This is a genomic window from Streptomyces sp. NRRL F-5123 (assembly GCF_000721495.1).
Classification (GTDB): Bacteria; Actinomycetota; Actinomycetes; order Streptomycetales; family Streptomycetaceae; genus Actinacidiphila.
The window spans coordinates 79,240-105,533 of record NZ_JOHY01000013.1 but is presented as its reverse complement, the minus strand read 5'-3'; the positions used below and the strand labels follow the sequence as shown (position 1 = coordinate 105,533).

The 26,294-nt window shown below is 75.7% G+C and carries 24 protein-coding genes; 13 read left to right on the top strand and 11 right to left on the bottom strand.

Annotated features, from left to right (window positions below):
- Positions 1–67 precede the first annotated feature (67 nt).
- From IH54_RS0115455 to IH54_RS0115445, 3 genes are read left to right on the top strand one after another with little or no spacing between them, the layout of a single operon-like run.
- Positions 68–973 carry an amino acid ABC transporter permease gene (locus tag IH54_RS0115455; RefSeq protein ID WP_043181016.1) on the top strand — a complete coding sequence of 302 codons (906 nt, stop codon included), beginning with the start codon at positions 68–70 and terminating at the stop codon, positions 971–973.
- A complete protein-coding gene (locus tag IH54_RS0115450; protein ID WP_052397478.1) occupies positions 970–1,764 on the top strand; it encodes an amino acid ABC transporter ATP-binding protein in 795 nt (264 codons plus the stop codon). Before IH54_RS0115455 ends, IH54_RS0115450 begins: the two co-directional genes overlap by 4 nt.
- Entirely contained in the window at positions 1,761–2,297 is a 537-nt protein-coding gene (locus tag IH54_RS0115445; protein ID WP_052397477.1) for a cupin domain-containing protein, read from the top strand. The genes IH54_RS0115450 and IH54_RS0115445 overlap by 4 nt, the downstream gene beginning before the upstream one ends.
- Here IH54_RS0115445 and IH54_RS0115440 read toward each other — a convergent pair.
- Positions 2,294–3,100, bottom strand: coding sequence for an IclR family transcriptional regulator (locus IH54_RS0115440; protein ID WP_031517051.1), 807 nt, complete (start codon positions 3,098–3,100; stop codon positions 2,294–2,296). The genes IH54_RS0115445 and IH54_RS0115440 overlap by 4 nt on opposite strands.
- Positions 3,101–3,507: 407 nt before the next feature.
- Here IH54_RS0115440 and IH54_RS0115430 point away from each other — a divergent pair, with 407 nt between their 5' ends.
- The 8 genes from IH54_RS0115430 (at position 3,508) to IH54_RS39805 (ending at position 14,551) form a co-directional block, all read left to right on the top strand.
- The gene (locus tag IH54_RS0115430) at positions 3,508–4,533 is read left to right on the top strand and encodes an ABC transporter substrate-binding protein (protein WP_234343535.1); all 1,026 of its coding nucleotides are present in this window, start codon (positions 3,508–3,510) and stop codon (positions 4,531–4,533) included.
- Between the two features lie 41 nt (positions 4,534–4,574).
- A complete protein-coding gene (locus tag IH54_RS0115425; protein ID WP_031517048.1) occupies positions 4,575–5,603 on the top strand; it encodes an NrtA/SsuA/CpmA family ABC transporter substrate-binding protein in 1,029 nt (342 codons plus the stop codon).
- On the top strand, positions 5,600–6,466 hold the full coding sequence (locus IH54_RS0115420; protein WP_031517046.1) for an ABC transporter permease: 867 nt from the start codon (positions 5,600–5,602) through the stop codon (positions 6,464–6,466). Before IH54_RS0115425 ends, IH54_RS0115420 begins: the two co-directional genes overlap by 4 nt.
- Positions 6,463–7,413, top strand: coding sequence for an ABC transporter ATP-binding protein (locus IH54_RS0115415; protein WP_078862236.1), 951 nt, complete (start codon positions 6,463–6,465; stop codon positions 7,411–7,413). The genes IH54_RS0115420 and IH54_RS0115415 overlap by 4 nt, the downstream gene beginning before the upstream one ends.
- Complete coding sequence (locus IH54_RS0115410; RefSeq protein WP_031517041.1) at positions 7,410–8,336, top strand: ABC transporter substrate-binding protein; 927 nt, start codon at positions 7,410–7,412, stop codon at positions 8,334–8,336. The genes IH54_RS0115415 and IH54_RS0115410 overlap by 4 nt, the downstream gene beginning before the upstream one ends.
- Entirely contained in the window at positions 8,333–9,424 is a 1,092-nt protein-coding gene (locus tag IH54_RS0115405) for an LLM class flavin-dependent oxidoreductase (protein WP_031517039.1), read from the top strand. Before IH54_RS0115410 ends, IH54_RS0115405 begins: the two co-directional genes overlap by 4 nt.
- Entirely contained in the window at positions 9,421–10,578 is a 1,158-nt protein-coding gene (locus IH54_RS0115400) for a M20 metallopeptidase family protein (protein ID WP_031517037.1), read from the top strand. Before IH54_RS0115405 ends, IH54_RS0115400 begins: the two co-directional genes overlap by 4 nt.
- A gap of 217 nt (positions 10,579–10,795) precedes the next feature.
- Positions 10,796–14,551: a S8 family serine peptidase gene (locus tag IH54_RS39805; protein WP_043181006.1), complete on the top strand. Its 3,756-nt coding sequence runs from the start codon at positions 10,796–10,798 to the stop codon at positions 14,549–14,551.
- Positions 14,552–14,638: 87 nt separating this feature from the next.
- Here the strand turns inward: IH54_RS39805 and IH54_RS0115390 are convergent, their stop codons facing one another.
- The 8 genes from IH54_RS0115390 to IH54_RS41650 form a co-directional block, all read right to left on the bottom strand.
- Positions 14,639–16,264 carry a S53 family peptidase gene (locus IH54_RS0115390; protein ID WP_031517035.1) on the bottom strand — a complete coding sequence of 542 codons (1,626 nt, stop codon included), beginning with the start codon at positions 16,262–16,264 and terminating at the stop codon, positions 14,639–14,641.
- A 126-nt stretch (positions 16,265–16,390) separates the two neighbouring features.
- Positions 16,391–19,249 carry a helix-turn-helix transcriptional regulator gene (locus tag IH54_RS0115385; RefSeq protein WP_052397476.1) on the bottom strand — a complete coding sequence of 953 codons (2,859 nt, stop codon included), beginning with the start codon at positions 19,247–19,249 and terminating at the stop codon, positions 16,391–16,393.
- 584 nt (positions 19,250–19,833) lie between these two features.
- The gene (locus IH54_RS0115380) at positions 19,834–20,334 is read right to left on the bottom strand and encodes a flavin reductase family protein (RefSeq protein ID WP_031517031.1); all 501 of its coding nucleotides are present in this window, start codon (positions 20,332–20,334) and stop codon (positions 19,834–19,836) included.
- Positions 20,331–21,491, bottom strand: coding sequence for an LLM class flavin-dependent oxidoreductase (locus IH54_RS0115375; protein WP_031517029.1), 1,161 nt, complete (start codon positions 21,489–21,491; stop codon positions 20,331–20,333). Before IH54_RS0115375 ends, IH54_RS0115380 begins: the two co-directional genes overlap by 4 nt.
- 3 nt (positions 21,492–21,494) lie before the next feature.
- Positions 21,495–22,013, bottom strand: a complete 519-nt coding sequence (locus IH54_RS39800; protein WP_043181003.1) for a hypothetical protein — start codon at positions 22,011–22,013, stop codon at positions 21,495–21,497.
- A 388-nt stretch (positions 22,014–22,401) separates the two neighbouring features.
- Entirely contained in the window at positions 22,402–22,485 is an 84-nt protein-coding gene (locus IH54_RS48085) for a putative leader peptide (RefSeq protein WP_420711760.1), read from the bottom strand.
- 141 nt (positions 22,486–22,626) lie between these two features.
- Positions 22,627–22,926 carry a hypothetical protein gene (locus IH54_RS46165; protein ID WP_043181001.1) on the bottom strand — a complete coding sequence of 100 codons (300 nt, stop codon included), beginning with the start codon at positions 22,924–22,926 and terminating at the stop codon, positions 22,627–22,629.
- A gap of 141 nt (positions 22,927–23,067) precedes the next feature.
- Complete coding sequence (locus IH54_RS41650; protein ID WP_159011861.1) at positions 23,068–23,412, bottom strand: STAS domain-containing protein; 345 nt, start codon at positions 23,410–23,412, stop codon at positions 23,068–23,070.
- A gap of 263 nt (positions 23,413–23,675) precedes the next feature.
- Between IH54_RS41650 and IH54_RS0115360 the strand changes: the two genes are divergently transcribed.
- Entirely contained in the window at positions 23,676–24,008 is a 333-nt protein-coding gene (locus tag IH54_RS0115360; protein WP_031517025.1) for a winged helix-turn-helix transcriptional regulator, read from the top strand.
- Positions 24,009–24,147: 139 nt separating this feature from the next.
- Positions 24,148–25,023, top strand: a complete 876-nt coding sequence (locus IH54_RS0115355) for a hypothetical protein (RefSeq protein ID WP_159011859.1) — start codon at positions 24,148–24,150, stop codon at positions 25,021–25,023.
- On the opposite strand, the gene IH54_RS0115350 is transcribed toward IH54_RS0115355, so the two are convergent.
- Positions 25,002–25,499, bottom strand: coding sequence for a hypothetical protein (locus IH54_RS0115350; protein ID WP_031517020.1), 498 nt, complete (start codon positions 25,497–25,499; stop codon positions 25,002–25,004). The two genes, IH54_RS0115355 and IH54_RS0115350, sit on opposite strands and share 22 nt — an antisense overlap.
- The gene (locus IH54_RS0115345) at positions 25,486–26,226 is read right to left on the bottom strand and encodes a type 1 glutamine amidotransferase (RefSeq protein WP_043180998.1); all 741 of its coding nucleotides are present in this window, start codon (positions 26,224–26,226) and stop codon (positions 25,486–25,488) included. The genes IH54_RS0115350 and IH54_RS0115345 overlap by 14 nt, the downstream gene beginning before the upstream one ends.
- Positions 26,227–26,294 lie beyond the last annotated feature (68 nt).

Genomic DNA, 26,294 nt, shown 5'->3' with positions numbered 1-26,294 from the left:
GGCACGGAAGCGGTGGTGCTGACGTGGCGAGTGCCGACGCGGCCGCTGCCGACGTGGCGGTGACGTGATGACGGTGCGGGACGAGGCCGCGCCGGACCTGCCGGGCGGGCCCGGCGTGCCGGACGGCGGCTACCGGCCCTCCGCGCGGCGGCTCGCCCGCGAACGGTACCGGCGGGCCACCACCCGCCGGGCCTTCGCGGTGGCCGCGGCCAGCTCGCTGGTCACCGCGGCCGTCCTGGTCGCGCTGGTCGTGGAGTCACCGGGCTGGCAGCGCACCAGGGAGACGTTCTTCGACGCCCACCACGCCCGCGCCGCGCTGCCGAAGGTGCTGGACGGGCTGTGGCTGAACCTGCGGCTGCTGGCGGTGTGCGGAGCGGTGGTGCTGGTCGCCGGGCTGCTGATCGCGGTGCTGCGCACGCTGCGCGGCCCGGTCTACTTCCCGCTGCGCGCGCTCGCCACCGCGTACGTGGACTTCTTCCGCGGGATGCCGCTGATCATCTGCATCCTGGTGTGCGTCTTCGGCGTCCCCGCGCTGCGGCTGACCGGCGTCACGAACGACCCGGTGCTGCTCGGCGGCTTCGCCCTGTGCCTGACGTACTCCGCCTACGTGGCCGAGGTGTTCCGGGCGGGCATCGAGTCCGTCCACCCCAGCCAGCGCGCCGCCGCCCGCTCTCTCGGCCTGAGCAGCGCGCAGACCATGCGGTACGTGGTGCTGCCGCAGGCCGTACGGCGGGTGGTGCCGCCCCTGCTCAACGACCTGGTCTCGCTGCAGAAGGACACCGGCCTGGTGTCGATCGGCGGCGCGGTGGACGCCGTCTACGCCGCGCAGATCATGGCGAGCCGGGACTTCAACTACACCCCGTACATCGTGGCCGGGCTGGTCTTCGTGGCCGTCACCATTCCCATGACGAGGTTCACCGACTGGGTGGCGGCCCGGATGAACGGGCGCCAGGCGCAGGGAGGGAGCACATGACCGCCGACGCGCTGTCCAAGGACGCCGCGGGCCCGCAGTTGTCGGACGAACCGGTGCTGCGGCTCGAAGCGGTCCGCAAGACCTACGGCCCGGCGGTCGTGCTGCGCGACGTCGGTCTCGACGTGCCCGCGCACTCCGTCACCGCGCTGATCGGCGCCTCGGGGTCGGGCAAGTCGACGCTGCTGCGCTGCGCGAACCTGCTGGAGGAGGTGGACGACGGGGCGGTCTTCCTGGACGGCGAGGAGATCACCGACCCGCGGACCGACCAGGACGCGGTGCGCCGCCGGATCGGTGTCGTCTTCCAGGCCTACAACCTCTTCCCGCACATGACGGTGCTCGACAACGTCACGCTCGCGCCGCGCCGGGTGCACGGGGTGCCCCGCGGCCGCGCGGAGGCCGAGGCGCTGGAGCTGCTCGACCGGCTCGGGCTCGCCGGACGCGCGGGCGAGTACCCCGACCGGCTCAGCGGCGGCCAGCAGCAGCGGGTCGCGATCGCCCGGGCCGTGGCCACCCGGCCGCGGCTGCTGCTGCTCGACGAGATCACCGCGGCGCTCGACCCCGAACTGGTGGGCGAGGTGCTCGCGGTCATCAGGGACCTCAAGGAGGAGGGCATGACGATGCTGATCGCCACCCACGAGATGGCGTTCGCCCGCGACGTCGCCGACCAGGTGTGCTTCCTGGACGCCGGAGTGGTCCTCGAACGAGGGTCCCCGGAGCGGGTGTTCGGCGCGCCGACCGAGCAGCGCACCCGGGACTTCCTGCGCCGGCTGACCGAGGCGGGACGCCTGTGAGCGAGCAGCCGGCGACCCCGGGGGAAGGCTTCCACCCCCACCTCCCGGACGCGGCGGGGCCGCTCACCCGCCTGCACCACATCCGGGCCGACGCCTTGGACGGCGACACGGCGCAGACGGGCGGCATGCGCAGGTTCGCCGCCGTCAGCGGCCGGACGGTGGGGTCGGAGAAGCTGTGGATGGGCCAGACCCGGGTGTCCCCGGCGACGTCCTCCTCCGACCACCACCACGGCGAGTCCGAGACCGCCATCTACGTCGTCAGCGGGCACCCGGAGTTCGTCTTCCTCGACGGCTCGTGCGACCCGCCCGAGGAGGTACGGCTGCGCACCTCCCCCGGCGACTACGTCTTCGTCCCGCCGTTCGTCCCGCACCGCGAGGAGAACCCCGACCCGGTCACGGAGGCCGTGGTCGTCATCGCCCGCAGCACCCAGGAGGCCGTCGTCGTGAACCTCCCGGGCCTGTACGCGCTCGGCCCCGGCGGCGCCCGGCCGGCGGCCGCGCAAGAGCCCGCGGATCCGCCGGGCGCCCGCTAACCGGCCGCGTCCGGGCCCTGGTGACGCTGCGCCGGGGGCAGCAGCAGGACCTCCAGGGCGCGGGCGCAGGCGGCGGCGCGGGCCACGAACCACCCGATCCGGTCGTCGGTGATGACGTCGGGGGTGGCGCGGACGGCGACGGCCGCGTGCGCGTGGCCGGACGCGTCGAGGACCGGCACCGCGGCGGTGCGCACCCCGTAGGCGGACTCGCCGTCGTTCAGGGCGTGTCCCGCGGCCCGGACGCGCTCCAGCTCGGCGCGCAGCTCGGCGGTGCCGGTGATGGTGCGGTCGGTGTGCGCGTGCAGGGGCAGCAGCGTGTCGAGGTCAGGCTCGCCCGGACGGGCCCAGGCCAGCAGCACCTTGCCGAGCGCCGTGGAGTGCAGCGGGCGGCGCAGGCCGAGTCCGGCGGCAGCGTGCACCGAGCTGCCCGCGAGGATCACCGCGTGGGCGCCGCTGCGGATGGCCAGGTCGGCGGTGGTACCGGTGGCCCGTGCCAGCGCGTCCAGTTCGGGGCCCGCCCGGTGCATGCCGCGCTGGTGCAGGGAGAGCCGGCCCAGCTCCGCGACGGAGGGGCCGAGCCGGTAGCGGGCGCTGTGCTCGTCCTGCTCCAGGAAGCCGGCCGCCACCAGCGTACGGGCCAGCCGGTGCGCGGTCGACACCGACAGCTCCATGCGGCGGGCGAGCTGGGACGCGCTCAACTCGCCCGCGTTGTCGCGGAAGCAGTGCAGCAGGTGCAGCGCGCGGGTGACCGCCTGCGCTCCCGGCGGCGCGCCGGCGACGTTGGTGCGCGCGTCCGTCGTCATGCCCCAAGCATGCGCAGGCTGCCACGATCTGGCAAATGTTGCGGGAAGATTGCCCAGTGTTCCCTCGCGTGAACACTGCCCGGCAAACCCCATGCCACATGGTGGGAAAGATTGCTTCGGGCCGAATATGTGTGCCAGCCTCCGTTGCAGACCGCACGCCGCAACCGCACCGGAAGGGAGAGCACCTGTGACGACGACGCCGGGCCTGCTCAGCCCGTTCCGCCCGCTGCTGGCCGCGCGGCTGTACCTGGACCTCGGCAGGTCCCGCGGCACCGCCTGTCGCTGACGGACCGCCACACCTTCCGCGTACGACCTTCCCGCGTGGTGGTGAACCGTGCGCCCCGCGCTCCGGACCCGCCCGCGCCCCGCCCCCGACCGCCGCCTGCGTCATGCCGCTTGGAGCATCCATGTCCGTTCCGGACGAGATCTGGTTCACCCGCTGCCCCGTCCCGACCGCCACCGGCATCGCCGCCGACCGCGGCACCCTGGCAGCGGAGTTCGCCCCCGACGGGATCGCCGTGCGCTCGCTCGCCGACGCCCCGCGCGACACCGGGTCCGACGGGCTGCCGCTCAGCCACTTCACCCACGAGCTGACCGCGCTGTTCCGCGAGGGCGGCAACGTCCCCGCGCTGTGGGCCCGTTCGCGCGGTGAGGCCACCCGGCTGATCGCGCTGACCTGGATCGAGGAGCGGCAGTCGATCCTGGTCCGGCAGGGCAGCGGCCTGCGCTCGCCCGAGCAGTTGCGCGGCGCCCGGCTCGCCGTGCCGCGGCACGACATCGCCATCGACTTCTGGCGGGCCATGGCCCTGCACGGCCACGCCGGCGCGCTGGGCCTGGCCGGTCTCACCCTGGACGACGCACAGGTCGTCGAGGTCCCCGGTGTCCGGCAGGGCCAGTGGGAGGGCGAGCTCGCGGCGCTGCGGGACGGGCGGGTCGACGCCGTCTACGTCAAGGGCGCGGTCGCCGTCGAGACCGCCCGCCGGTACGGGGCCGAGGTCGCGATCGACCTGGACGCCGTGCCGGACCGCAGGTCCCGGGTCAACAACGGCACCCCGCGCCCGATCACCGTCCACCAGCGGCTGCTGGACGAGCACCCCGACCTGGTGGTGCGCTTCCTCGCCGTGCTGCTCGACGCGGCCGGCTGGGCCGCGGGCCACCCGGACGAGGTGGCACGCATCCTGGGCGCCGAGACCGGGGCGGGCCCCGAGGGCGTGGCCGGCGCCTACCGCGCTGGCACCGCGGGCAGCCTGCACCTCGACCTGAGCCCGGAGCGGCTCGCGCTGCTCGCCGAGCAGGAGCGCTTCCTGCACGGGCACGGCTTCCTCCCCGCCCCGGTGGACGTCGCCGCCTGGGCGGACCACGAGCCGCTGCGGCTCGCGCGCGAGCTGCTGGCCGCCCGCGCGGCGGCCCCCTCCCCCTCCCTCACCCCCTGAACCCCGCGCCGCATCCGGCCGGCCACCTCCTGGAGAACCACGTGAACGTCCGTCAGCTCACCCTCGCCACCACGTCCCTGCTCGCCGCCCTGGGCCTGGCCGCCTGCTCCTCCTCGTCCGGCGGGTCGGCCCGCGCGGACGCCGGCGGCTCGGGCGGGGGCACCACCGTCACCGTCCGCATCCCCGACGGCGGCAACTCCGGGGTGCTCGCGCTGGCCCGCAAGGACGGCTCGCTCGACAAGGCCCTGGCCAAGGTGCACGCCAAGGTGGCGTGGACCGGGACGGCCGGGGCGTTCGCTCCCGCCGCGCAGGAACTCGACGCCAACGCGCTGGACTTCGCCGAGGGCTCGATCACCTCCGCGATCGCCGCCCTGGCCCAGTCCCCCGGCTTCAAGCTCTTCGCCGCCGTGGACCCCGACCAGCTGGGCGAGGGCATCCTGGTGAAGAAGGACTCCGGCATCAACAGCGTCAGCGACCTCGTCGGCAAGAAGGTCGCGGTGTGGCACGGCGGCACCAGCGAGTACCTGCTGCTCAAGGCGCTGGAGCAGCAGCACGTTCCGGTGGACCGGGTCAAGCGCGTCTACCTCCAGCCCAACCAGATCGGCCCGGTCTTCAACTCCGGCCAGGTGGACGCCTGGTCCACCTGGGCCACGTACTCGGTCCCCACCATCGCCAACTCCGGCGCCCGCTTCCTGACCACCGGCGGCCAGGTCGGCTCGGAGAACTACGCGGTCTGGGCGGTCCGCAACGGCTTCGCGAAGGACCACCCCGAGGTCGTCAAGGCGCTCTACGACTACCTGCACACCGCCGGTCTCGCGCAGCAGCAGAACCCGGAGGCGTACCTCAACGTCAAGACGACCTCCGGCCCGGAGGCGGTCAGCCCCGCGCAGAAGGCCGTCCAGCTGCCCATCGACAAGGCCCTCGGCACCGCGCAGCCCATCGGCGCCACCCAGCTCGCGCACTTCGCGACCGTCGCGCAGTTCTTCGCCGACCAGAAGATCACCAAGGGCGCCCTCGACGTCACGCCGTACGTCATCGACATCACCGCACCCGCGGCGGCGGCGAAATGAGCGCCCCCTCCGCCGCCCTCGGCCTCCCGCTCGGCACCTCCGCCGACCCCGAGGCGCCGGGGCTGGTCACCCCGCGCCCGCGCATACCCCGCCCGCGACCGCGCGCGCTGAGCGTCGGGCTCCGGCTGCTCGGCCCGCTGGCCCTGCTGCTGGCCTGGTACGTGGCCTCCGCGACCGGGACCCTCAGCTCCTCGTTGCTCGCCTCGCCCGGCCAGGTGCTGTCGGCCTTCCGGGAGCTGTGGACCAGCGGCCAGCTGGGCGACGCGCTGTCGGTGTCCCTCACCCGGGCCGGACTGGGCCTGGCCTTCGGCGCGTCGGCCGGGCTGGTGCTCGGCGTGGTCACCGGCTTCTCCCGGCTGGGCGAGGAACTCCTCGACTCCTCCCTGCAGTTGCTGCGCACCATCCCCTTCCTGTCCCTGGTGCCGCTCTTCATGGTCTGGTTCGGCATCGGTGAGACCGCCCGCGTGGTGCTCATCGCCGTGGCGACCAGCTTCCCGATGTACGTCTCGGCGGCGGGCGGGGTCCGCAACACCGACCGCAAGCTGGTGGAGGCGATGCGCAGCTTCGGCATGGGCCGGCTGGCCCTGGTCCGCGAGGTGGTGCTGCCGGGCGCGCTGCCCGCCCTGCTCTCGGGCCTGCGGCTGTCGATGACGCTCAGCGTCATCGCGCTGATCGCCGCGGAGGAGATCAACTCGACGGCCGGCATCGGCTATCTGATGTCCACCGCCCAGGAATACTCGCGCACCGACATCCTCACCGTCTGCATCCTGGTGTACGCCCTCATCGGGCTGCTCGCCGACGGTGTCGCCCGCGTGCTGGAGCGGCTGCTGATGCCGTGGCGCACCCAGGGGGCCGCCCGATGAGCGAGACCACCACCGAACGGGGCCCTTCGCCCTCCGCCGCCGGGCAGGAGCCGCCGGAAGGCAGCCGCGCCGCCGTCCGCATCCGGGGACTGCGCCGCACCTTCGGCGCCCGCGACGTGCTGGACGGACTCGACCTCGACATCGCCCAGGGGGAGTTCCTGGCGCTGCTGGGCGCGAGCGGCACCGGCAAGACCACGCTGCTGCGGATCCTCGGCGCGCTGGACCGGCACGACGCCGGTACCGTGCTCGTCCCGCAGTCCCGCACCGTGGTCTTCCAGGAGCCGCGGCTGATCCCGTCCAAGAGGGTGCTGCGCAACGTCACCGTGGCCCTGCCGCGCGGCCCGCACACCCGGGAGACCGGCCGGCGCGCCCTCGCCGAGGTCGGCCTCGACCGGCACGCCGACGCCTGGCCCGGCACGCTGTCCGGCGGCGAGGCCCAGCGCGTGGCACTGGCCCGCGCGCTGATCAGGGAGCCCGAACTGCTGCTGCTCGACGAGCCGTTCGCTGCGCTCGACGCGCTGACCCGCCTGCGGATGCACGATCTGGTCGGCGAGCTGTGCCGCCGCCACCGGCCCGCGGTGCTGCTCGTCACCCACGACGTCGACGAGGCGATCAGGCTCGCCGACCGGGTCGCCGTCCTGCGGGACGGCCGGCTCGCCGTCGACGAGCGGATCGGCATCGACCACCCGCGCGACAGCGCCGACCCGGGCTTCGCCGCGCTGCGCACCCGGCTGCTCACCGAACTCGGCGTCCACCGGACGCCGGACGCCGCACCGTCCACCCCGACGGCCCCGACCACCCGTACCGGCCGACCGGACCGGGCCGACCGGTCCGTCCCCACCGCCCAGGCCGCTGTCCCCGCCGCAGCAGCCCCACCCGCGCAACCCGCCACCCGCGCTGCCACGCCCGCCGCAGCACCGGCCACCACCAAGGAGCCCTCCGCATGACCGTCAACATCGGCGTCCACCCGGCCAATCCGTCGCTCTACCACCTCTCCCGCCTCGGCCTGCTCGAGGAGCTGCTCGCCGCGCACGGCGAGACCGCCGCCTGGCACCGGATCGGCGGTCTGGACACCGCCGCTGCCCTCGCCGACGGCACCATCGACTTCGGCGGCACCGGGTCCACACCACCGCTTTCCGCCCAGGCCGCCGGGTACGACCTGGTGTACGCGGCCGTCTCGGCGCCGCGGCCCGGCCACGGCGCCCTGCTGGTCCGCGCGGACGGCGACGACGTGAGCGACGGAAACATCACCTCGCTCGCCGACCTCAAGGGCCGCACCGTCCAGCTGGCGATCGGCTCCTGGCAGACCCACTTCGTGGCCAAGGCGCTCGCCGGGCAGGGCCTGTCGTACGGCGCCGACATCACCGCCGAACGCTCCACCGCAGGCTCCTACCAGGCGCTGCTGGACGGCCGGATCGACGCCTGGGTCGGGCAGGGGGCGGAGCTGTCCGCCGCGCGGCGCGAGGGCCTGGTCCGCACGCTGGCCGAGGCCGGCGACCTGATCGCCGACCGCTCCGTCTTCTTCACCCGCCGCGACGTCGCCGACAGCCGCCCCGAGCTGGTCGCCCTGATCGTCCGCGCGCTCGCGGCGGCCGACGCCTGGGCCGCGGGGCACCTGGACGAGGCCGCCGCGATCGCCGCGGAGGACCAGGGCGGCACCGCTGCCGACTGGCGCGCGGCCCTCGCGGCGCTGCCGTGGCGGCTCGAACCCGTCTCCGACGCCTTCGTCACCGAGCAGCAGGAGGCCGCCGACATCCTCGCCGCGGCCGGCTTCCTGCCCCGCCCGATCACCGTCGCCGACGCCCGGCACGCGGGCCTCGACACCGCCGCCGCCCAGGCCCTCCAGACCGCCGACTCCCCGGAGAAGTGACCGTGCCCAGCCCCGAGATCCTCTGGTACATCATCCCGCGCGAGGGCGCCTACCCCTGGGAGCCCGAAGGGCGCCGGGCAGTCGACCTCGCCTACCTCCAGCAGCTCGGCGTCGCCGTGGACCGCCTCGGCTACGACGGGGCGCTGTTCGCCACCGACCTGTACGACGTGTGGCCGCTGGCGTCCGCGGTCGCCGCGGTGACCCGGCCCAGCTTCAAGCCGCTGCTCGCCGTGCACCCCGGGCTCATCTCCCCCACCGTGCTGGCCAAGACCGCGCTCACCTTCAGCCACCTGTTCGGCCCCGACCGGCTGCGCTTCAACGTCGTCAACGGCTCCACCGAGGCGCTGCGCCAGGCCGGACTGCACCTGGAGCACGACGAGCGCTACCAGCTCAGCGGTGAGTACTGGGACATCGTCAAGCGGCTCACCGCCGGCGAGGTCTTCGACCACAAGGGCCGCTTCTACGAGCTGACCCAGGCCGGCGCGGGGCTGCGCGACCTGGCCCCGCTCCAGGGCGGCGCGCACACCCCGCTGTGGTTCGGCGGATCGTCCCCGGCCGGCATCGAGATGGCCGCGGAGCACGTCGACGTCTACCTCACCTGGGGCGAGCCGCCGCACCTGCTGGAGGAGAAGCTGAAGCGGGTGCGCGAGCGCGCCGCCCACCACGGCCGCGAGCTGCGCCTGGGCTTGCGGCTGCACCTCATCGTCCGGGACACCGAGGACGAGGCGTGGGCGGCCGCGGACCGGCTGCTGGACGTCACCAGCCAGGCCACCTACGCGCGGATGCTGGGCGACCCGGAGGGCAAGGACGGCGAGGGCTGGGCGCGGCAGTTCCGCCAGCACGGCGGCCGGGTGCCCGCGCACGCCCGGGAGCTGGAGAGGCACCCGAACCTGTGGCCGGGCATGAGCCTGTTCCGGCCGGGCCCCGGTACCGCGGTCGTCGGGAGCACCGCGCAGGTCGTGGCCCGGCTGCGGGAGTTCCAGGACCTCGGGGTGGACACCTTCATCCTGTCCGGCAACCCGCTGCTGGAGGAGTCCTACCGGGTCGCCGAGACCGTGCTGCCGGCGCTGCGCGGCGCCGTACGGTGAGCGCCCTGCTCGCGGACGCCCGCCTCCTGGGCCTGGACCGACTGCGGCGTACCCTGCACGAGCGCCCGGAGACGGGCCTGCACCTGCCGCGCACCCAGCAGGCGGTGCTCGCCGCGCTCGACGGCCTCGGGCTGGAGCTGCACACCGGCACGGCGCTCACCTCCGTGGTGGGCGTCGTGTCCGGTACGCGCCCCGGCCCGACGGTGCTGCTGCGCGCCGACCTGGACGCGCTGGAATTCCCTGACGGCCCGCGGCACGCCTGCGGCCACGACCAGCACGCCGCGATGCTGGTCGGCGCCGCGCACCTGCTGGCCGCCCGGCGGGACCGGTTCGCCGGCGACGTGCTGCTGATGTTCCAGCCGGGCGAGGAGGGCCACGACGGGGCGCGGCTGATGCTCGCCGAGGGGCTGCTGGAGACCACCGGCAGCCGCCCCGTCGCGGCGTACGCCCTGCACTCCGCCGCCAACACGCCCGCCGGGCAGTTCGGCAGCACCGCGGGGCCCGCGCTCGCCGCGAGCGGCACCCTCGCCGTCACCCTGCACGGCGCCGGCGGGCACGGCGCCTGGCCGCACCGCACCCGCGACCCGATACCGGCGCTCGCCGAACTCGTCACCGCGCTCGGCGCGCTGCCCGCCCGCAGGTTCGACCCGTTCGACCCGGTGGTCCTCACCGTCGGCACCGTGCACGCGGGCACCCGGCCCGCGATCGTCCCGGAGCGGGCCCGCCTGGAGGCGACGTTGCGCGCGCTGTCCGACCCCACGCTGGAGCGGCTGGCCGAGGTCGCACGGGCCACCGCCCGCGGTGTCGCCGCCGCCCACGGCCTGGAGGCCCGCATCGACTACACGCCGGGCTACCCCGCCACCGTCAACGACCCCGACGAGGCCGACCGCGTCCGGGCCGCCGTCACCGAACTGTTCGGTCCCGAGCGGTTCGTGCGCGGTACCCGCCCCGCCCTCGTCTCCGACGACATCGGCCGGGTCCTCGCCGAGGTCCCCGGCGTCATGACCAGCCTGGGTGCCTGCCCGGCGGACCGCGACCCGCACACGGCCCCGGGGAACCACGCCCCGGACGCGGTGTTCGACGACGCGGTCCTCCCCGACGGCGCCGCCCTGCTCGCCGAACTGGCCCTGCGCAGGCTGCCCGCACGGGGGTGACGCGCGGCGCGGGACGCCGGGCCCCGCGGGTCCTCCGCGGGGCCGGGCGGGCCCGGGTGCGGGCGCGAGGGCGGGCCCGGGTGCGGGATGTCGAAATTGCGTCATGGCGCGCTCTTGCCTGCCCCGAAACCCCCACGCGGCACGGGAACTGGTGACTCTGGTGCTTCACCCGCATCCCTGATGCCACCCCCTTTCCGTGACGCACTGGAGAACATCTGTGAGACGCACCAGACCCCGGCGGCCGATCACCGCCACGATCGCGGCAGCAGCGCTGCTCGCAGCGGGCGCCGCCACGGCCGGCGCCGCCGCGCCTGCCGACCCGACGTTGCCGGCGGCCCCCGCGGAAAACGGCCGCGCGGTGACCGTCACCCTGGTCACCGGCGACGTCGTGGACGCCCGGGTCGCCGCCGGCGGCCGGGTCCTGTCGGCCGCCCCGCGCCCGGTCGCCGGCGCCGACCACCCGGCCGCGGTGTGGCAGGACGGCGAGCGGACCTACGTCTTCCCGTCGGGTGTCGAGGACCTCGTCGACGCGGGGCTCGTGGACCCCGAACTCTTCGACATCGGCACGCTCGTCGCCGACGGCTACGACGACGCGTCCACCGGCACGGTGCCCGTCATCGTCGAGTACGCGGGCGGCCCGGCGGCGCGCGCCGCCGTTCCCGGCGTCTCCACCACCTCGGCGCTCGGCTCCATCGGCGGCGCCGGCCTCGCCGTCGCCAAGAAGGACGCGGCCGACGCCTGGCAAGCCCTCGTACCGTCCGCCGGCAGGCGCGCGCGCTCGGCCGGCGGGGTCACCCGAATATGGCTCGACGCCAAGGTCCACGGCTCGGCCGTGACCGACCTGCCCGGCCCCACCGTGCCCCTGACCGGCGCCACCACCGCGCACCGCGCAGGGCTCGACGGCTCCGGCGTCAAGGTCGCCGTGCTCGACACGGGTGTCGACGCCGGCCACCCGGACCTCGCGGGCCGGATCACGGAGACGAAGGTCTTCGTCCGCGGCGCCGACTCCGCCGACCGCACCGGCCACGGCACCCACACGGCCTCGACGATCGCCGGCACCGGCGCCGCGTCCGGCGGCAGGTACGCGGGCATGGCTCCCGGGGCCGACCTGCTCGTCGGCAAGGTCCTCGGCGACGACGGCTCCGGCACCACCAGCGACATCATCGCGGGTATGCAGTGGGCCGTCGACGAGGGCGCCTCGGTCGTCTCCATGTCGCTCGGCGCCGACGGTTCGAGCAGCTGCACCGGCCCCGACGTGGACGCGGTGCAGAACCTCAGCGACCGGGCCCTGTTCGTGATCGCGGCCGGCAACGCGGGCGTGCGCCGGTCCGTCTCGACGCCCGGCTGCGCCCCCGCCGCGCTGACGGTCGGCGCGCTCGACCGCGACGGCAGGACGGCCTCCTTCTCCAGCCGCGGCCCGTCCGTGGACGGCAGGAGCGCCAAGCCCGACATCGCCTCGCAGGGCGTCGACGTCGTCGCCGCGCGCGCGGGCGGCCGGGGCGACCTGGCGTACCAGGAGATGTCCGGCACCTCGATGGCCACGCCGCACGTCGCCGGCGGCGCCGCGCTGCTCTTCCAGCAGCACCCCGGCTACAGCCCGGCCCAGGTGAAGGCGCTGCTGACCTCCTCGGCCGCCGCGACCGGCGTGCCCGTCCTGGAGCAGGGCGCGGGCCCGATGGACGTGGCGCGCGCGGTGGCGCAGCCGGTCGTCGGCGACGCGCAGCCGCTGCTGGGCGACTTCGCGTACCCGCAGCAGGATCTCGCGCCGGTCACCGAGCCGGTCACGCTCACCAACCTCACCGCCGACGCCGTCACGCTGACGGTCGGCGTCACCGATGTGCGCGGCGACGACGGCTCCCGCCTCGCGGGCTTCGCGCGGACGGGCCTGCCCCGGGTCACCGTGCCCGCGCACGGCACCGCCGACGTCCCCGTCGTCCTCGACCCGGGCGCCCGCCTCGACTCCGGCGACTACGGCACGGTCACCGGCCGCCTGGTCGCCACCGGCGCCCGCGGGGTGCGGGTCACCGTCCCGTTCGGCGCGTACCTGGAGCCGCCGTCGGCGAACCTGACCGTCAAGGGCGTCGACCGGCACGGCGACGGGGCGGCGTCCCCCTCGACGTTCCAGCTCTTCGACGACCACCGCGACACCGCCAAGCGCTACACCCTCGGCTACCCGGCCGCGGGCGCCACCACGATCCGGGTCCCGCTGGGCACCTACTCGCTCAGCGGCCTGATCATGACGCGCGACACCGCCGGGAACATCGGCGACGTCGCCTCCGTCACGCAGCTGTACGACCCGCGGGTCACCGTCCGCGGCGACACCACCGTCACCCTCGACGCCCGCGACGCCGCCCGGATCTCCTGGCGGACCGACCGGCCCGCCCAGGCGCAGGGCTACGCCGTCGGACTCGCCGTCGCCCTCGACGACGCCCGCGAGCGCAAGGCGTCCTACGTCGAGTCGGTGCCCTCGTACGTCAAGGAGATCTACGCCCAGAAGGTCCCGCACGCCCCCGACCTGACCTTCCTCGCCTCCGTGCGGGAGACCGCGCCGCTCGCCGCTCTCACCACCGGCGGCGGCCGCACCCTGGACACGCTGCCGGTGCAGATGGGCACCGAGTTCGACGGCAGGGGCTCCGCCGAGGTCGTGCCGATCGGCAGCGGCTCGGACGCCGCCTTCGCCGCCGCCGACCTCAGGGGAAAGATCGCCCTGGTCGACGCCGGCGCCGGGGGCGGCAACGGCTACACCTGGCAGGCGGCCGCCGCGAAGGCGGGCGCGGTCGGCGTGCTCGCCGCGGTCCCCGGCACCCAGGGGCGCTTCCAGGTCACCGGCGGCGCGGGCGTGCCCCAGGCCACCATCACCTGGGACGACTCGCTGGCACTCAAGGCCGAGGCGGCGGCGTCCGTCACGGGCACGGCCACGGTGAGCTGGTCTGGCACCGCGAGCGCCATGAGCCCGTACCTCTACAACCTCGCCACCACCTCGCAGAACGCCATCCGCCCCGGCGAGATCCGGGTGCGCGACAAGGATCTGTCGCGGTCCGACGCCCGCTACCACGTGCAGAACGCGTCGGACACCACCTACTGGTCGGACGTCGAGGTCGGCCTCCCCGGTATCGCCTCCACGTGGGCGGGCGGCACCACGCTGCAGCTGCACGCGCCGCAGGAGCGCACCGAGTACTTCACCCCGTCCGGCGACAGCGGCCTGGTGTGGACCACGCTGATGCGACGCGACCTGAGCCAGTACGGCAGCACCGGCTACGACGGCCCGCACGCCTTCGCCGCGGGCAGCTCCACGGCGGAGTGGTACAAGTCGCCCTACGGGCCGGTGCGCAACACGTACAGCCCCCCGCTCATGACCCGCGACAGCGACCGCCTGACCTTCACCATGGCGCCGTTCGGCGACGCCGGCGGCCACGACAACACCCTCGGCTCCACCGACCAGGGCACCCGCCGGCTCCTGATCGACGGGGTGCCGCAGCTGTCCACGGCGGGCGTCTTCACGCTGCCGCAGGCCATGACCGAGCTGACGTTCGACCAGAACTGGCAGCGCCCGGCCACCGCCGCCGACCGGGTGGGCCTCGCGTACGACACGGTGTGGACCTTCCGGTCCGGCGCGCAGACCCAGGGTGCCCAGCGGCTCCTGGTACCCGAGGTGGACGTCCCCTCCGACCTGCGCAACGCCCGTCCGGCCGGGCAGCCGACGACGATCGGCCTGGCCGCCGTGGTGGACGGCACGGCGGGCGCCGTCGCCCTGGACGACGTGCGCATGGAGTACGCGTACGGCTCCGCGACGACGACGGCCGCGGTCACCGGCTGGCGCACCGCCACCGTCCGGCAGGTCCACGGCACCTGGCAGGCCACGCTTCCCGGTGACGCCCCGGCGGGCGCCTTCGTCCACCTGCGCGTCACGCTGGCGGACAGCCAGGGCTCCGCGGTGACCCAGACGATGGTCCGGGCGTACGAGGTGCGCTGACGCCGGAACGTCGACCGCAGGCCCGGTTCCGCCGCAGCGGGACCGGGCCTGCGGGGTGGCGCAGGTGTGGCCGGGAAGCGGATCAGCTCACTGGGACAGCAGCTTCGTCGCCAGCGTGGCGGCGTTGTACGAGCCCCAGCCGGTGGTGAAGTCCCAGCCGGTGGCGGCGGAGTAGGCGCCGTTGCTGCCGCTGGTGATGTCGTGGAAGCCGGTGCCGCTCGCCTGGTAGAGGGCGGGGTTGGCGAAGCCCAGGCGGGCCTTGCCCGCCGCCGCGGCCTGCTGGTTGTAGAGCGCGGCGAAGGCCGCCCACTCGGGCGCCGCCGCGCTGGTGCCGCCCACCTGGCCCCACGTGCCCTCGGAGTAGATGGACACGCCGGGCGAGGGGTTGGCCAGCGCCGCCACGTCCGGGACCTGCCGCTTGCCGCCGCCCTGGCTCTTCTGGACGGGCGTCTGCCAGCTCGGAACGGTGAACACGGCGGACTTGCCCCCACCGCCGCCGGACCAGGCGGTCTCGCGGCTCCAGGCGTTGGCGGACGTGACGGTCAGGGTCGTGCCGCCGACCCCGGTGACGTACGGGTCGCTCGCCGGGTAGTCGACGGAGGTGCCGCCGTTGCCCGCGTCGTCGGAGCCGCTGTCGCCGGAGGCGGCGAAGAAGCTCAGGCCCTCGGCTGCGCCCTGCGCGAAGACGGCGTCGACCGCGCTGATGTTGGAGCTGGTCCGCTGGGTCTCGGAGAGGCCCCAGCTGATGGACGTCACGGGGATGCCACTGTCCACGATCGCCTGGTAGGTGTCGACCTCGCCGGCATCGGAGTTGGGTCCCTCGAAGACGGTGATCTTCGCGGCCGGGGCGACGGCGTTGAGCACCTCGATGTCCAGTTCGACCTCGATCTGGCCGCCGCCGAGCGGGCCGGAGCCGCCGCTCACCTTGTGCACCGTGGGGGCCGTGGAGCTGAGGCCGTAGTGGCTGTCGTAGGTGGTGATGTTCGACTGCTGGAAGCCGTCGAACTCCAGCAGGGCGACCTGCTGGCCGCTGCCGGTGTACGTGCCCGAGACGTTGTAGCCGCCCTTGATCTGGGCCGGGGTGTATCCGCCGCCGGGGCCGTTGTGCGGGCTGACCGGGGCCGGTGCCTGGTGGTGGAGCTGGTTGCGGCTGTTGAGGCCGGAGACGTCGCTGACGAGGGCGCCGAGCGAGCCGGGCAGCGAGGGGGCGGCGTCGTTGGCGTAGAAGGAGCGGCCCGAGGCGCTGTCCTTCCACGTCGACAGCGTGGTGCCGAAGGCCTTCCGCAGCTCGGCGGCGGTGCCGCTCGCGTCGATCAGCAGGTTGCCGGAGTGCACGGTGCCGACCGTGAGCCCCTGGGAGCGCAGGTAGTCGGTGACCTTCTTCACCTCGGCGCCGCTGCGGCCGAAGCGCGCGGCGAACTGGGCCTTCGTCAGGTAGTGGCCGTAGGAGGCCGATGCGGGGTCGCTGACCTGCGCGACGAAGGCGTCAAGCGCCTTGCTGTCGCGGGGCGTCAGGCTGACCGCCACGGATATGCGGTCGCCCGCGGCGACGGTGCCCGTGCGCACCGCGTGGGTGCTCAGTGCGGGGAGCACGTCGCCGGGGAGCGCGACGCGGGCGGTGTCCGGCCGGTCCGCGGCGAAGGCGGCGGGGACGGCGGCCAGCAGCAGGGCCGGGGCCGCGGTGGCGGCCAGCAGTTTCAGGCGTAGGGTCACGGAGGTCCTCCATGGGGGTCTGGTCCGCGTGCGGGTCCAGATCGTTCGGCTCCGGGTCGATGGGGCCGGATCCACGCTAGGCAGCGTGGTGTTGCCGCATAAGCGGGGTAACCCTTGCGCCTGCCGTTAAGGATGTGTTTCCCGGGATGTCTGCGGCATGGAGGCCAGGACGTGCGCGAGCGCCGTCCGCGAGCGCACCCCGAATCGGCGGTACAGCCGCGACAGCGTGCCTTCGACCGTCTTGACGCTGATGAAGAGCTGGGCGGCGACCTCGCGGTTGGTCGCCCCGCCGCGGACGAGATCGCTGATCCTGGCCTCGGCGGGGGTGAGCGCGGCGGCGGCGAGCCCACCGGGCGGCCCGTCGACCCGGGCGAGTTCGGCGGCGGCGCGCTCGGCGAGCGGCAGCGCCCCGCCGTCCTCGGCCAGTTGCCGGGCCTGCGCCAGCACGGTCCGCGCGGTCGTACGGTGCCGGGCCCGGCGCTCGACCGTGCCGAGCGCGGTGAGGGTGCGTGCCAGGTCCACCGGCAGCTCCAGCGGGCGCAGCCGCCCGGCGGAGGACCGCAGGAGCTGCGCGCCCTCGGCGGGCCGGCCCTCGGCCGCCGCGCAGAGCCCCTCGGCGCGCTCCAGCGCGGCCAGGACGCTGTCCGGCATCCGCCCGGCGCGCCGCCGGGCCGCCCGCAGGACGCCGACTGCGGCAGCGGTCTCGCCGAGTCGTGCCAGCGCCTCGGCGAGGTCGGCGTACCAGCCGAGCAGGCTGGGGTCGGCGGCGCCCATCGAGGCGCCGAGGTCCACGGCCTCCCGCAGCGACTCCACCCCTTCGGCCACCTGCGCGCGCTCGCCGGTGAAGAGGCCTGTCTGCCCGAGCACGGCCAGCGAGCGGAGCAGGAAGAGCTGGTCGCCGTCCGCCCGTGCGGCGGCCACCGCGCGGACGGCGAGCCGTCGCGCCTCGGCCGCGGCGCCGCCGAAGGCCTGCGCGAGGGCCGACGCGTACAGCGCGGGGGCCGACTCCCTTCCCGCCTCCGCGGCGATCGCGGAGCAGCGGGCCGCAGTGGCCAGCGCCTCCCGGCAGGCTCCCGCGCGCACCTGGGCGCGGGTGAGCGCGACCAGCGAGGCCACGGTGGCTTCCACGCCGTCCGACTCCCCTGCCGTCAGGAGGAGTTCGTCCAGGTCACGGCGGGCGGCGCCGACCCGGTCGGACTCCAGGGCCAGCACCGCGCGCATGCGCTTGAGGTCGCGGCCGCGCGGGCCGTCGTCCGCGAGCGCCATCGCCTGCACCAGCGCGGCCTCGGCGCCCGCGGCCTCACCGGCGAGCGAGCGCACCCGGGCGAGCGTGGACAGCGCGGCGATCCGCAGCCCGCTGTTCCCCGCGCGTGCGGCGCACCGCTCCGCGCGCGCGGCGTGCCGGGCCGCCTCGTCCAGCGAGCCGGTCAGCAGGCCGCGCACCGCCGCCCAGTGGTAGAGCGGCGCCTCCAGCTCCGGCGCTCCGGCGGCGTCGCGCAGGCCCTCCTCGATGAGTTCGGCGTGGCCCCGCAGCGCCTGGCCCGCGCCGCGCAGCAGCACCAGCCGGGCGCGTACCCGGCCCCGGGGGGAGTCCGCGTGCGCGAGCACCGTGCGCGCGGCCCGCTCGCACTCCTCCCAGCGCCCGGCGTCGCAGGCGAAGTCGGCGGCGTCCAGGAGGCGCTGGTCGTAGTCGGCGGGCCGGGAGGCCGGGGTCCTGCGCAGGGCGAGTTCGGCGAGTTCGACGGCGGCGTCCGGATCGCCGTGCCCTCGGGCGGCGTGCGCGGCGGCCATCACGACCGCCGCGACGGCGGCGTCCTCGCCGGGGTGGGCGAGCGCCAGGTGCCGCGCGGCCGCGGCGGGTTCGGTGACGGCGGCGGCCAGCCGGGCGTGCGCGGCACGCCGCTCGCCCTCGGCGGCCGCGCTGTGGAGTGCCGCGCGCACCAGAGGGTGCCGGAAGCGTACGCGCTGCGCGGCGTCCGCACCGGCGAGGCCCGCGCGTTCCGCCTCGGCCAGTGCGGCCTGCGGGTCGGGTACGCCGGCGGCCCGCAGCAGCGGCAGGGTCGGCCGGTCGGCGAGGCAGGCCACGAGCAGGGCGCGCCGGGCGGCCGCGGACAGGCCGTCGGCGCCCTCCAGGGCCCGGGCGCGCAGCGCGGCGGGCACCGGGAGGAAGCCGCCGTCCTCGGCGGGCACGCCCTCCCGGGGCGCGTGCCGGGCCAGTTCCCTGGCGTAGAAGGGGTTTCCGGCCGCCGTGCGGAGGACGGCCCGCAGCACCCGGGGCGGCAGTCCGGTCCCGGCGGCGCGCAGCAGCCGGGCCACCTCGCCGTCGGGCAGCGGTGGGACGGCCAGCTCGGCGGTGTCCGGCGGGTACCAGTCGGCGCGCTCGGGGCGCTCCCCCTCCGCGGCCCGCCGCGCGACGGCGATCCGGACGTCGGCGCCGTCGGTCCGCCGGACCGCGAAGGCGAGGGCGTCCGCGCTGGGCTCGTCGAGCCACTGGACGCCGTCGAGGAGCAGCAGCACCGGCGCCCGGGCGGCCAGCCGGAGCAGCACGTCGAGGACGGCGACGCGCACCATGAGCCGGTCGGGCCGGCCGTCCGCACCACCACGGCGTCCCAGTGCGGTGAGCAGGCCGGCGCGCGGCCCGGACGGCAGCTCGGCGATCAGCGCGTCCGGCACCGGGGCGAAGAGGTCGACCAGGCCGAGGAAGGGCAGCTCCGCGTCCTCGGCGGCGGGCGCGCACCGCAGGACGGTGACCCCCTCGTACCGCAGGGCGGTTGCCACCGCGGCGAGCAGCGTGGACTTGCCGATGCCGGCGGGCCCGTGCACGAACAGCCCTCTGCGTTCCCGCAGTTGCCCGAGCGCCTCCCGGACCGGCGCCTCCCGGACCGGCGCCTCCCGCCCGGCCCCGCCGTCCGGCGCGGGCGCTGCGGTCCCCGGCCACCGCACGGGCGGGCCGGACGGGAGATCGGGGACTGCGGGGTCCGGCACGTCGTTGCCTCTCCTTCTGGTCGGGAGCCGTCGTCACGTGGCGGCCGGCACCGCCGACCATTTCATGTGTTCATGACAACTACCGGAATACCGTGTGTCAATGCCGCGGGACGCTGCGCCACCCGGCCCCGGTGAGGCGCGGGCGCGCGTGGGCACTCTCGCCGGTCGAATGCGTGCCGGGAGATCCGCTGACGCACTCGCCGTGCGCAAGCCCCTGCTGACGCACTCGCCGTGCGCAAGCCCCCGCTGACGGGCCGACGAGCGGTCGGCCACGTCCAGGTCACCCGTTCCCTGTGTCGCCGGCCTCGGCGCGACACCGCCCGGCCTGAGGGCTCCTCAGGTCCTCGGGCCCGGCCGCGACCGCCTCCCGCGCGCGATCCCGTGAGCGTCCGGCGCACAACCGCCACCGGTCGCCGTCCCCCGCACGTCCTGACACGCCTGCGGCCGGCGCGTGCCCCGGGACCGGGTCGCGATGCCCGACCGCGGCCCGGGGGCCGAGACCGGCAGCCTCCACGGCGTCTTCGCCCGGCCGCGCACCGGGGTGGCGCCCGCAACGCCCTGCGCCGGCAGCCTGCCCCGGCCCCTCACGCGGACCTGCGCAGGCCGAAGCCGCTGCGGTGGAAGACCAGCGGCAGGGCGCCGCCCGCCTGCCGGACCGCGTGCAACTCCAGCAGGACGACGGTGTGGTCACCGGCCTCGACCTCGCGGTGCACGGCGGTCTCGAACTGCGCCAGCCCGTCTGCCAGGGTGACCGCGCCACCGTCGCCGAGGGCGACCTGGACCCCGTCGAACCGCCGCTCCACCGGGCCGGCGAGCTGGCGCGCCACGCCGCCGTGGTGGTCGGCCAGCACGGTGATCCCCAGCCGGGGCGAGCGCCGCAGGTCCAGCCACGTCTTTGACGCGTTCGCGATCGAGAGGCTCACCAGCGGCGGCTGCAGGCTGACCGACGTGAAGGAGCTCGCGGCGAGGCCGACCAGCACCCCGTCCACCCGGGCGGCCACGGCGACCACGCCGCTGGGGAAGATGCCGAACGCCTCGCGCAGCCGGGCCGGGTCGAGGCCCCGGTCGCCGGGAAAGGCCGTCATGACGCCTCCTCACGGGCGGCGCCGCCGAACGGCACCGCACGAGGGGACGGCCGCGCCGGTGCCGGGTGCGACCACCTGCCGCGCCGCGCCAGCTCCGGCAGCACGCCCTCGCCGAAGTGGTACGCCTCCTCCAGGTGCGGGTAGCCGGAGAGCACGAACTCGGAGATGCCGGCCGCGGCGTACTCCTCGATCAGATCGGCGACCTGCTGGTGGCTGCCGACCAGGGCGGTGCCGGCGCCGCCGCGGACGAGGCCGACGCCGGCCCACAGGTTCGGGTGGATCTCCAGGCTGTCCTTGGTGCCGCCGTTGAGTGCGAGCATCCGCCGCTGCCCCTCCGACTCGCTGCGCCGCAGGCCGTCCTGGACGCGCCGGATCTGCTCCGGCGCGATACCGGCCAGCAGCCGGTCCGCCTCGGCCCATGCCTCCTCCCCGGTGTCGCGGGCGATGGAGTGCAGCCGGATCCCGAACCGCGGCTCCCGGCCCGCGCGGTCGGCGAGCTCCCGCACCCGCGCGATCTTCTCCGCGACCGCCTGCGGCGGCTCGCCCCAGGTCAGGTAGACGTCGGCGTGCCGGGCCGCGACGCCGAGGGCGGCCGGTGAGGAGCCGCCGAAGTAGACGGCGGGCAGCGGATCGGGCAACTGGGCCTGCACCGCGCCCTCCAGCCGGTAGTGCGGGCCTTCGTGGTCGACGGTCTCGCCCGCCCACAGCGCCCGGACGATCCCGAGGAATTCCGCGCACCGCTCGTAGCGCGCGTCCTTGTCGAGGAAGTCGCCGTACATGCGCTGCTCGTGGCTCTCGCCACCGGTGACGACGTTGAGCAGCAGCCGGCCGCCGGTCAGGTTCTGGAAGGTCCCGGCCATCTGCGCGGCCAGGTAGGGCGAGACGAGTCCGGGCCGGAAGGCGACCAGGAACTTCAGCCGCTCGGACACGCTCGCCAGCATCGCCGTCGATATCCAGGCGTCCTCGCACCAGGCGCCGGTGGGCGTCAGCGCCGCCTCGAAGCCGAGCTGCTCGGCGCTGCGGGCGATCTGGCCGAGGTAGGCAACCGAGGCGGGGCGGCCGCCGCCCTCCACCGCGGTGCCGTGACCGCCGCCGACGATGTGGCGGCCGTCGCCGCCGTTGGTGGGCAGGAACCAGTGGAACGTCAAGTCAGTCATGTCTCACAGCTGTCCGTGGTGGGGAGGAAGGGTGCCGTCCGCGGCCCAGCGGTCCAGCTGCTGGACCTTCCGGGCGGCGGGGTCGTGCAGGGCGTGCGTGCGCGCCTTGCACCGGTGCCGGTCGAGGCCGAGGGCCCGGTCCGCCGAGCGGTCCGGCCGCAGGCACGGGCCGTCAGCGGGTCCTCGGCCGCCCGCCCGGCCTGCGCGGCGGGATGGGCCCGGCTCCTGGTGGTCACGGGCGGCCGCCTCGGCGAGCGCGGCGCGGGCGGCGGCGTGCAGCACCTGTGCGAACGCGCCGTACGTCTGCGGGCCGTCGAAGGTGACGGCGTGGGACATGATCAGATCGGCGTCGCGGGGCGCAGCGCCGGACGCGAAGTCCGCCGCGAGTCGCGCCTCGACGGCGAGTGCCTCGGCGGTGGGTACCGCCGCGGCGGCATGGCGGCCTCTCATGACTGCCGCGGCCGGGCGGGTGCGGCGGGGCAGCCACCCGGAGGCCGCGTCTGCGGAACGGTGTTCGGCCACTCGTCCGTCCTTCCTCACCGGAATGCGGTCACTTGTGGGCGGGTCGCGCCTGTCTCGTGGGCAACACGCGGGCTGCGGGCCCGTGAGCAGGCCGGGCCACCGGGCGCCCGCACGGCGGCGTCCGGGCCCGCACCGGCTCGCGGACGGCCCGCGGGCACGGCCGTGCGGCAGGTGGCAGGAAGCGGGCGGGCGCGGTTCAGGGAAGCAGCGGACTTTCCGGTCGTCCGCTCTCAGAGGCACCGGTCAGGCCGGCGGCGAAGGCCCGTACACCGGCAGGGACGGGCGGACGGGAAGGCGCAGCGGACGGGGAAGGGCGGGACGCCGGGCGGAGGCACGTGCGGACCGCGTCGTCCGAGGGCTCCGCGCGGGCGTAAGGGCGCGCGTCCGTTCAGGCCGCGCGGCGACAGCAGGCGCTGGAGACGCGTACGAGGTCGACGTGGCGTCGCCGCGTGAGATCCCTTCGGTCCTTCATGGAAGAGATTCAAGCAGGTGGGAGGCCCGGCCGTCGAGTCACCCGGCACGATTGCGCGGTGAGACCCGGCACGGCGGAAGGCGCGCGGCGGCCGGCCGCGCGGGCCGTCCCGCGAGGGCCGGTCCGCGCGCCCGCCGCCACTCACCGCGCCCGGCCGGCCCGGGTACGGGCGAGGCGCGGGTCGATCACCGGGTACAGCAGGTCCACGAGCAGGTTGGCCACGGCGAACACCGCGGAGCCGAGCAGCACGAGGGCCTGCACGACGGGCAGGTCCTGCAAGGCGACCGCCTGGGCGCCGTGGCGGCGGGCCTCGCGCTCACCGCGGCCGGCCGGCGCGCCGCTGCCGCGGGCGCCCACGAGGCCGCCCTGCGCTGCTGTCGCGCGGCCGTCGCGCTCGGCCCCGCGACCGGCACGGTGCAGGAGCGGCTCCGCCTGCTCCACCGTCGCAGCTCCACGGCGCCGGCCGCGGTCCACCCGCTGCCGAACGGCGTCTGCGGGTGACGGCCCGGCGGCCCGGGTCGCGCCGTGCCGGGATCCGGGCGCCCGCGCGAACGGCGCTGCGCGCAGCCCGGGTGGCGCGGCTCAGGCGGGTCGGGCGGCCCGCCAGGGTGCGGCGTCGGCTTCCGGGGCCGGCGGCGCCGGAAGGAGAAAGGCCTCGCCGCAGTGCGTGAGGTCCAGGACCCGGGTGACCGCGGTGGACACCGCGGTCACGTTCAGCGCGGCACACGTGGCCTGGGCCAGGGCGCGGGCCCGCAGCAGCGCGTTCAGCCCGGAGCAGTCGAAGAAGGTGACGCCTGCCAGGTCGAGGTCGACGCCCCGCGGGGTGGCGGTCAGGCAGTCGACGAGCGCCTGGTGGAGCATGCCGGAGCAGTCGAGGTCGACCTCGCCGTGGACCGTCATCCGTGTGCGGCCGCGGAATTCGGTCATCCGGACCGTGAGGCCGGACCGCAGGTGCCGAACCACCCGTGGCGCCGGCGGGGCCGTCCGCTCCGGGCCGGACCCGCCTTGCCGGGCGCCTTCACGCCGGTGCTGCCGCGCACCTGTCATCGGCCGTGACCTCCGCTGGTTCTCCCCTGTTCCCCCGTTCTGACGACACCAGACTGTGCTGTGGCAGCAATCCCTGTCAAGTAATGCGCGAAATACGGTTCATGTTTTCATTGACCTGAAACCGTTGTCGTACGATGACAGACATGGATGACGCCCGCCCTCGCACCGGATGGACCTTCCTGACCAATCACGCGCGCGTCCTGGCCACGATCGCCCGCGACCCGGCGATCCGCGTACGGGACATCGCCGCGCAGTGCATGCTGACCGAACGCGCCGTGCAGAAGATCATCTCCGATCTGGAATCGGACGGCTATCTCAGCCACACGCGCGTCGGCCGGACGAACATCTACGAGATCCCCACCGGCACCCCGCTGCGCCACCCCGCGGACGCGGGCCCCACGGTCGACGCGCTGCTCTCCCTCTTCCTCCTGGACGCGGCGGCCCACTCGCAGGCGGAGAACACGCAGGCGCAGTGACGCCGCGCGGGACGCGGAGCCGCCGCCCCGTCGCACCCGCCTTCTGGCCCTCCCCCCGGCCTCCCGATACCTTCGTTCCGAAGGCTCCGGGCGCCCGATCGCGGCCGCCGGAGCGGCCGGGACGGGGGCGGGTGACTTCATGGATCCGTTGACGGCGGTGACCGCGGGCCGGGCCGCGGCCGGGCGCCGGTTCGCGTTCTACCTCGCCGTGCAGCTCACGTCCGTCATGGTGCCCGGCCTGGTCGCCGCCACCTGCGCGGCCCTGCTCCTGTTACGCGCCCGGCATCCGCACCATCTCGGCCGTTCCGTCGAGAACGCCGTACAGACGCTGCACGGGCCCTTCGTGATCCTCGTCGACGTGAGCTGGCTGGCCGCGGCGTACGTGATCGGGTACGTCGGCCGGGAACTGGCCTTCCGCCTGCTCGCCGCCGCCGAACTGGCCGCCCCCCGGCGGCCGGCGACGCCGGGGGCGCTGCGGGCGGAGCTGGAAGCCGTCTACGGGACGGCGGCGCTGCACCGCTGCCTGGACGCCCACCCCCTGCTGGGCCACCTGCTGGACGCGGCGGGCAGCACCGTCAGCCCCGCCGAGAGCCTGCGGCGGCCCGGCGGCGCGCTCCGCGCGGGCAACGCCTACGAGGCGTTCAACTACGCGAAGTCCTGGCTGCGCACACACAGCCCGCAGCTCGCGCCGGACGCGAACGAGGCGGAGATCAACGTGCTGCTCTCCACCCTCCTCCCGCTCGCCCTCGGCACGTGGACGGTCGTCGCCCTGGCGCCGCTGGGCCTCCCCCTCGCCACGGCGACCGTGCTGGCGGCCGCGGCGGTGGCCGCCCTCGTCTTCGCCCAGGTGCTGCGCCTGCGGCGGATCGAGTGCTGGGAAGCGCTGCGCAACCTGCTGGAGGACCACGAGATGCGGCTCGCCGCAGGCCGGCTGCCGGCGCTCCCCGACCCGGCGCTCCCGGCGCAGGCAGCCGGGGCGGAGGCCGGAGGAGGTCAGCCGGGCGGGACCGCGTAGTGGCGCAGGTCCGGCAGGATGTCCTCGCGCACGGGACCCGTCAGCGCCCACAGCGTCAGCCGCAGGTCCCGCCCGGGCACCAGGTGCGCGGCCACCGCGCGGTGGTTGCCGTCGAGCAGGACATGGCGCCCCTCGCCCACCCGGTACGCCGGGACGGTGAGGTCCAGCGGCCCCGTCCCGGCCGCGAAGGACCGCGCCAGCGCGACGACGGCACGGCGCCGGTCCTCGGGCCAGCAGGAGAGGGCCCGCTCGGACTCCTCGACCCGCAGCGGCCGGCTCCCCGGCGCGTCCCACCGGCTCCCGGCCCCCGCCCCGTCCACGTACCAGACGGTGAACAGCTCCGCGAGCCGCCGCCTGCCCGCGCCGCCGGAGAGCGTCTCCACCTCCACCCGGGCTCCCGACCGGGCGAGCAGGGCCCAGTCGAGCCGCGCCCGGATGTCCGCCCGGAAGCGCCCGGCGAAGTCACCGATTTCCATCGGCGCTCCCCCGCGCCCCGCCGTTCCGCACCCGCGCGGCGAACCGCAGCGCGACCTGCCGCCACACCGCGGCGGATTCCCGCTCGTCCCGCAGGGCGGCGCGGCACAGCTCTTCGCGGTCGAACCCGTGGCGCTCCAGCCGGGCCGTGGACCACCGGGCGATGTTCCCCGCCGCGGCCTCGGGGTGGAACTGCACGCCCCACGCGGCCTCCCCGACACGGAAGGCCTGGTACGCGCACCGCTCGCTGCCGGCCAGCCAGCGCGCTCCGCGCGGCAGGCGCACGATCGCGTCCACGTGGTTCTCCACGGCCGTCGGCCGCTGCGGGAGCCCGTGGAACAGCGGGTCGTCCGCCGCCTCCTGGCGCAGCGTCAGCACCGTGCTGCCGAACTCCGGCTCCCCGTGCTCCCCGCGCACCGCCCCGCCCGCGACGTGGGCGAGCATCTGTCCGCCGAGGCAGATGCCGAACACCGGCACCTCCCGCTCCAGGGCCTGCGCCACGAGGGACCGGGTACCCGCCAGCCACGGCGCCCGCCGGTCGTCGTCGGGGAGGTATCCTCCGCCGAGCACGACCAGCGCCTCGCACTCCAGCCGCTCCGGCAGCGCCTCCCCCGCGTCCGCCCGCACCACCTCCATGCCGACACCGCCCTCGGCGAGCCAGCCGGACCACCGCCCGGGCCCGCCGTGCGGGCTGTTCTGCACCACCAGCGCCGTCGCCTCGGCAGCCATGTCCGGACCGCCCCCCTTCCGTCCGTTTCGGCCCGGACGCGTCCGCCGCCACCGCATCCGGGGCGGTG

Excerpts from the sequence above, each read along its gene's own strand:
- IH54_RS0115455 (WP_043181016.1), top strand. The coding sequence starts at position 68 with ATGACGGTGCGGGACGAGGCCGCGCCGGACCTGCCGGGCGGGCCCGGC.
- IH54_RS0115450 (WP_052397478.1), top strand. The coding sequence starts at position 970 with ATGACCGCCGACGCGCTGTCCAAGGACGCCGCGGGCCCGCAGTTGTCG.
- IH54_RS0115440 (WP_031517051.1), bottom strand. The coding sequence starts at position 3,100 with ATGACGACGGACGCGCGCACCAACGTCGCCGGCGCGCCGCCGGGAGCG.
- IH54_RS0115430 (WP_234343535.1), top strand. The coding sequence starts at position 3,508 with ATGTCCGTTCCGGACGAGATCTGGTTCACCCGCTGCCCCGTCCCGACC.
- IH54_RS0115420 (WP_031517046.1), top strand. The coding sequence starts at position 5,600 with ATGAGCGCCCCCTCCGCCGCCCTCGGCCTCCCGCTCGGCACCTCCGCC.
- IH54_RS0115415 (WP_078862236.1), top strand. The coding sequence starts at position 6,463 with ATGAGCGAGACCACCACCGAACGGGGCCCTTCGCCCTCCGCCGCCGGG.
- IH54_RS0115410 (WP_031517041.1), top strand. The coding sequence starts at position 7,410 with ATGACCGTCAACATCGGCGTCCACCCGGCCAATCCGTCGCTCTACCAC.
- IH54_RS0115380 (WP_031517031.1), bottom strand. The coding sequence starts at position 20,334 with ATGACGGCCTTTCCCGGCGACCGGGGCCTCGACCCGGCCCGGCTGCGC.
- IH54_RS0115375 (WP_031517029.1), bottom strand. The coding sequence starts at position 21,491 with ATGACTGACTTGACGTTCCACTGGTTCCTGCCCACCAACGGCGGCGAC.
- IH54_RS48085 (WP_420711760.1), bottom strand. The coding sequence starts at position 22,485 with ATGAAGGACCGAAGGGATCTCACGCGGCGACGCCACGTCGACCTCGTA.
- IH54_RS41650 (WP_159011861.1), bottom strand. The coding sequence starts at position 23,412 with ATGACCGAATTCCGCGGCCGCACACGGATGACGGTCCACGGCGAGGTC.
- IH54_RS0115360 (WP_031517025.1), top strand. The coding sequence starts at position 23,676 with ATGGATGACGCCCGCCCTCGCACCGGATGGACCTTCCTGACCAATCAC.
- IH54_RS0115355 (WP_159011859.1), top strand. The coding sequence starts at position 24,148 with ATGGATCCGTTGACGGCGGTGACCGCGGGCCGGGCCGCGGCCGGGCGC.
- IH54_RS0115350 (WP_031517020.1), bottom strand. The coding sequence starts at position 25,499 with ATGGAAATCGGTGACTTCGCCGGGCGCTTCCGGGCGGACATCCGGGCG.
- IH54_RS0115345 (WP_043180998.1), bottom strand. The coding sequence starts at position 26,226 with ATGGCTGCCGAGGCGACGGCGCTGGTGGTGCAGAACAGCCCGCACGGC.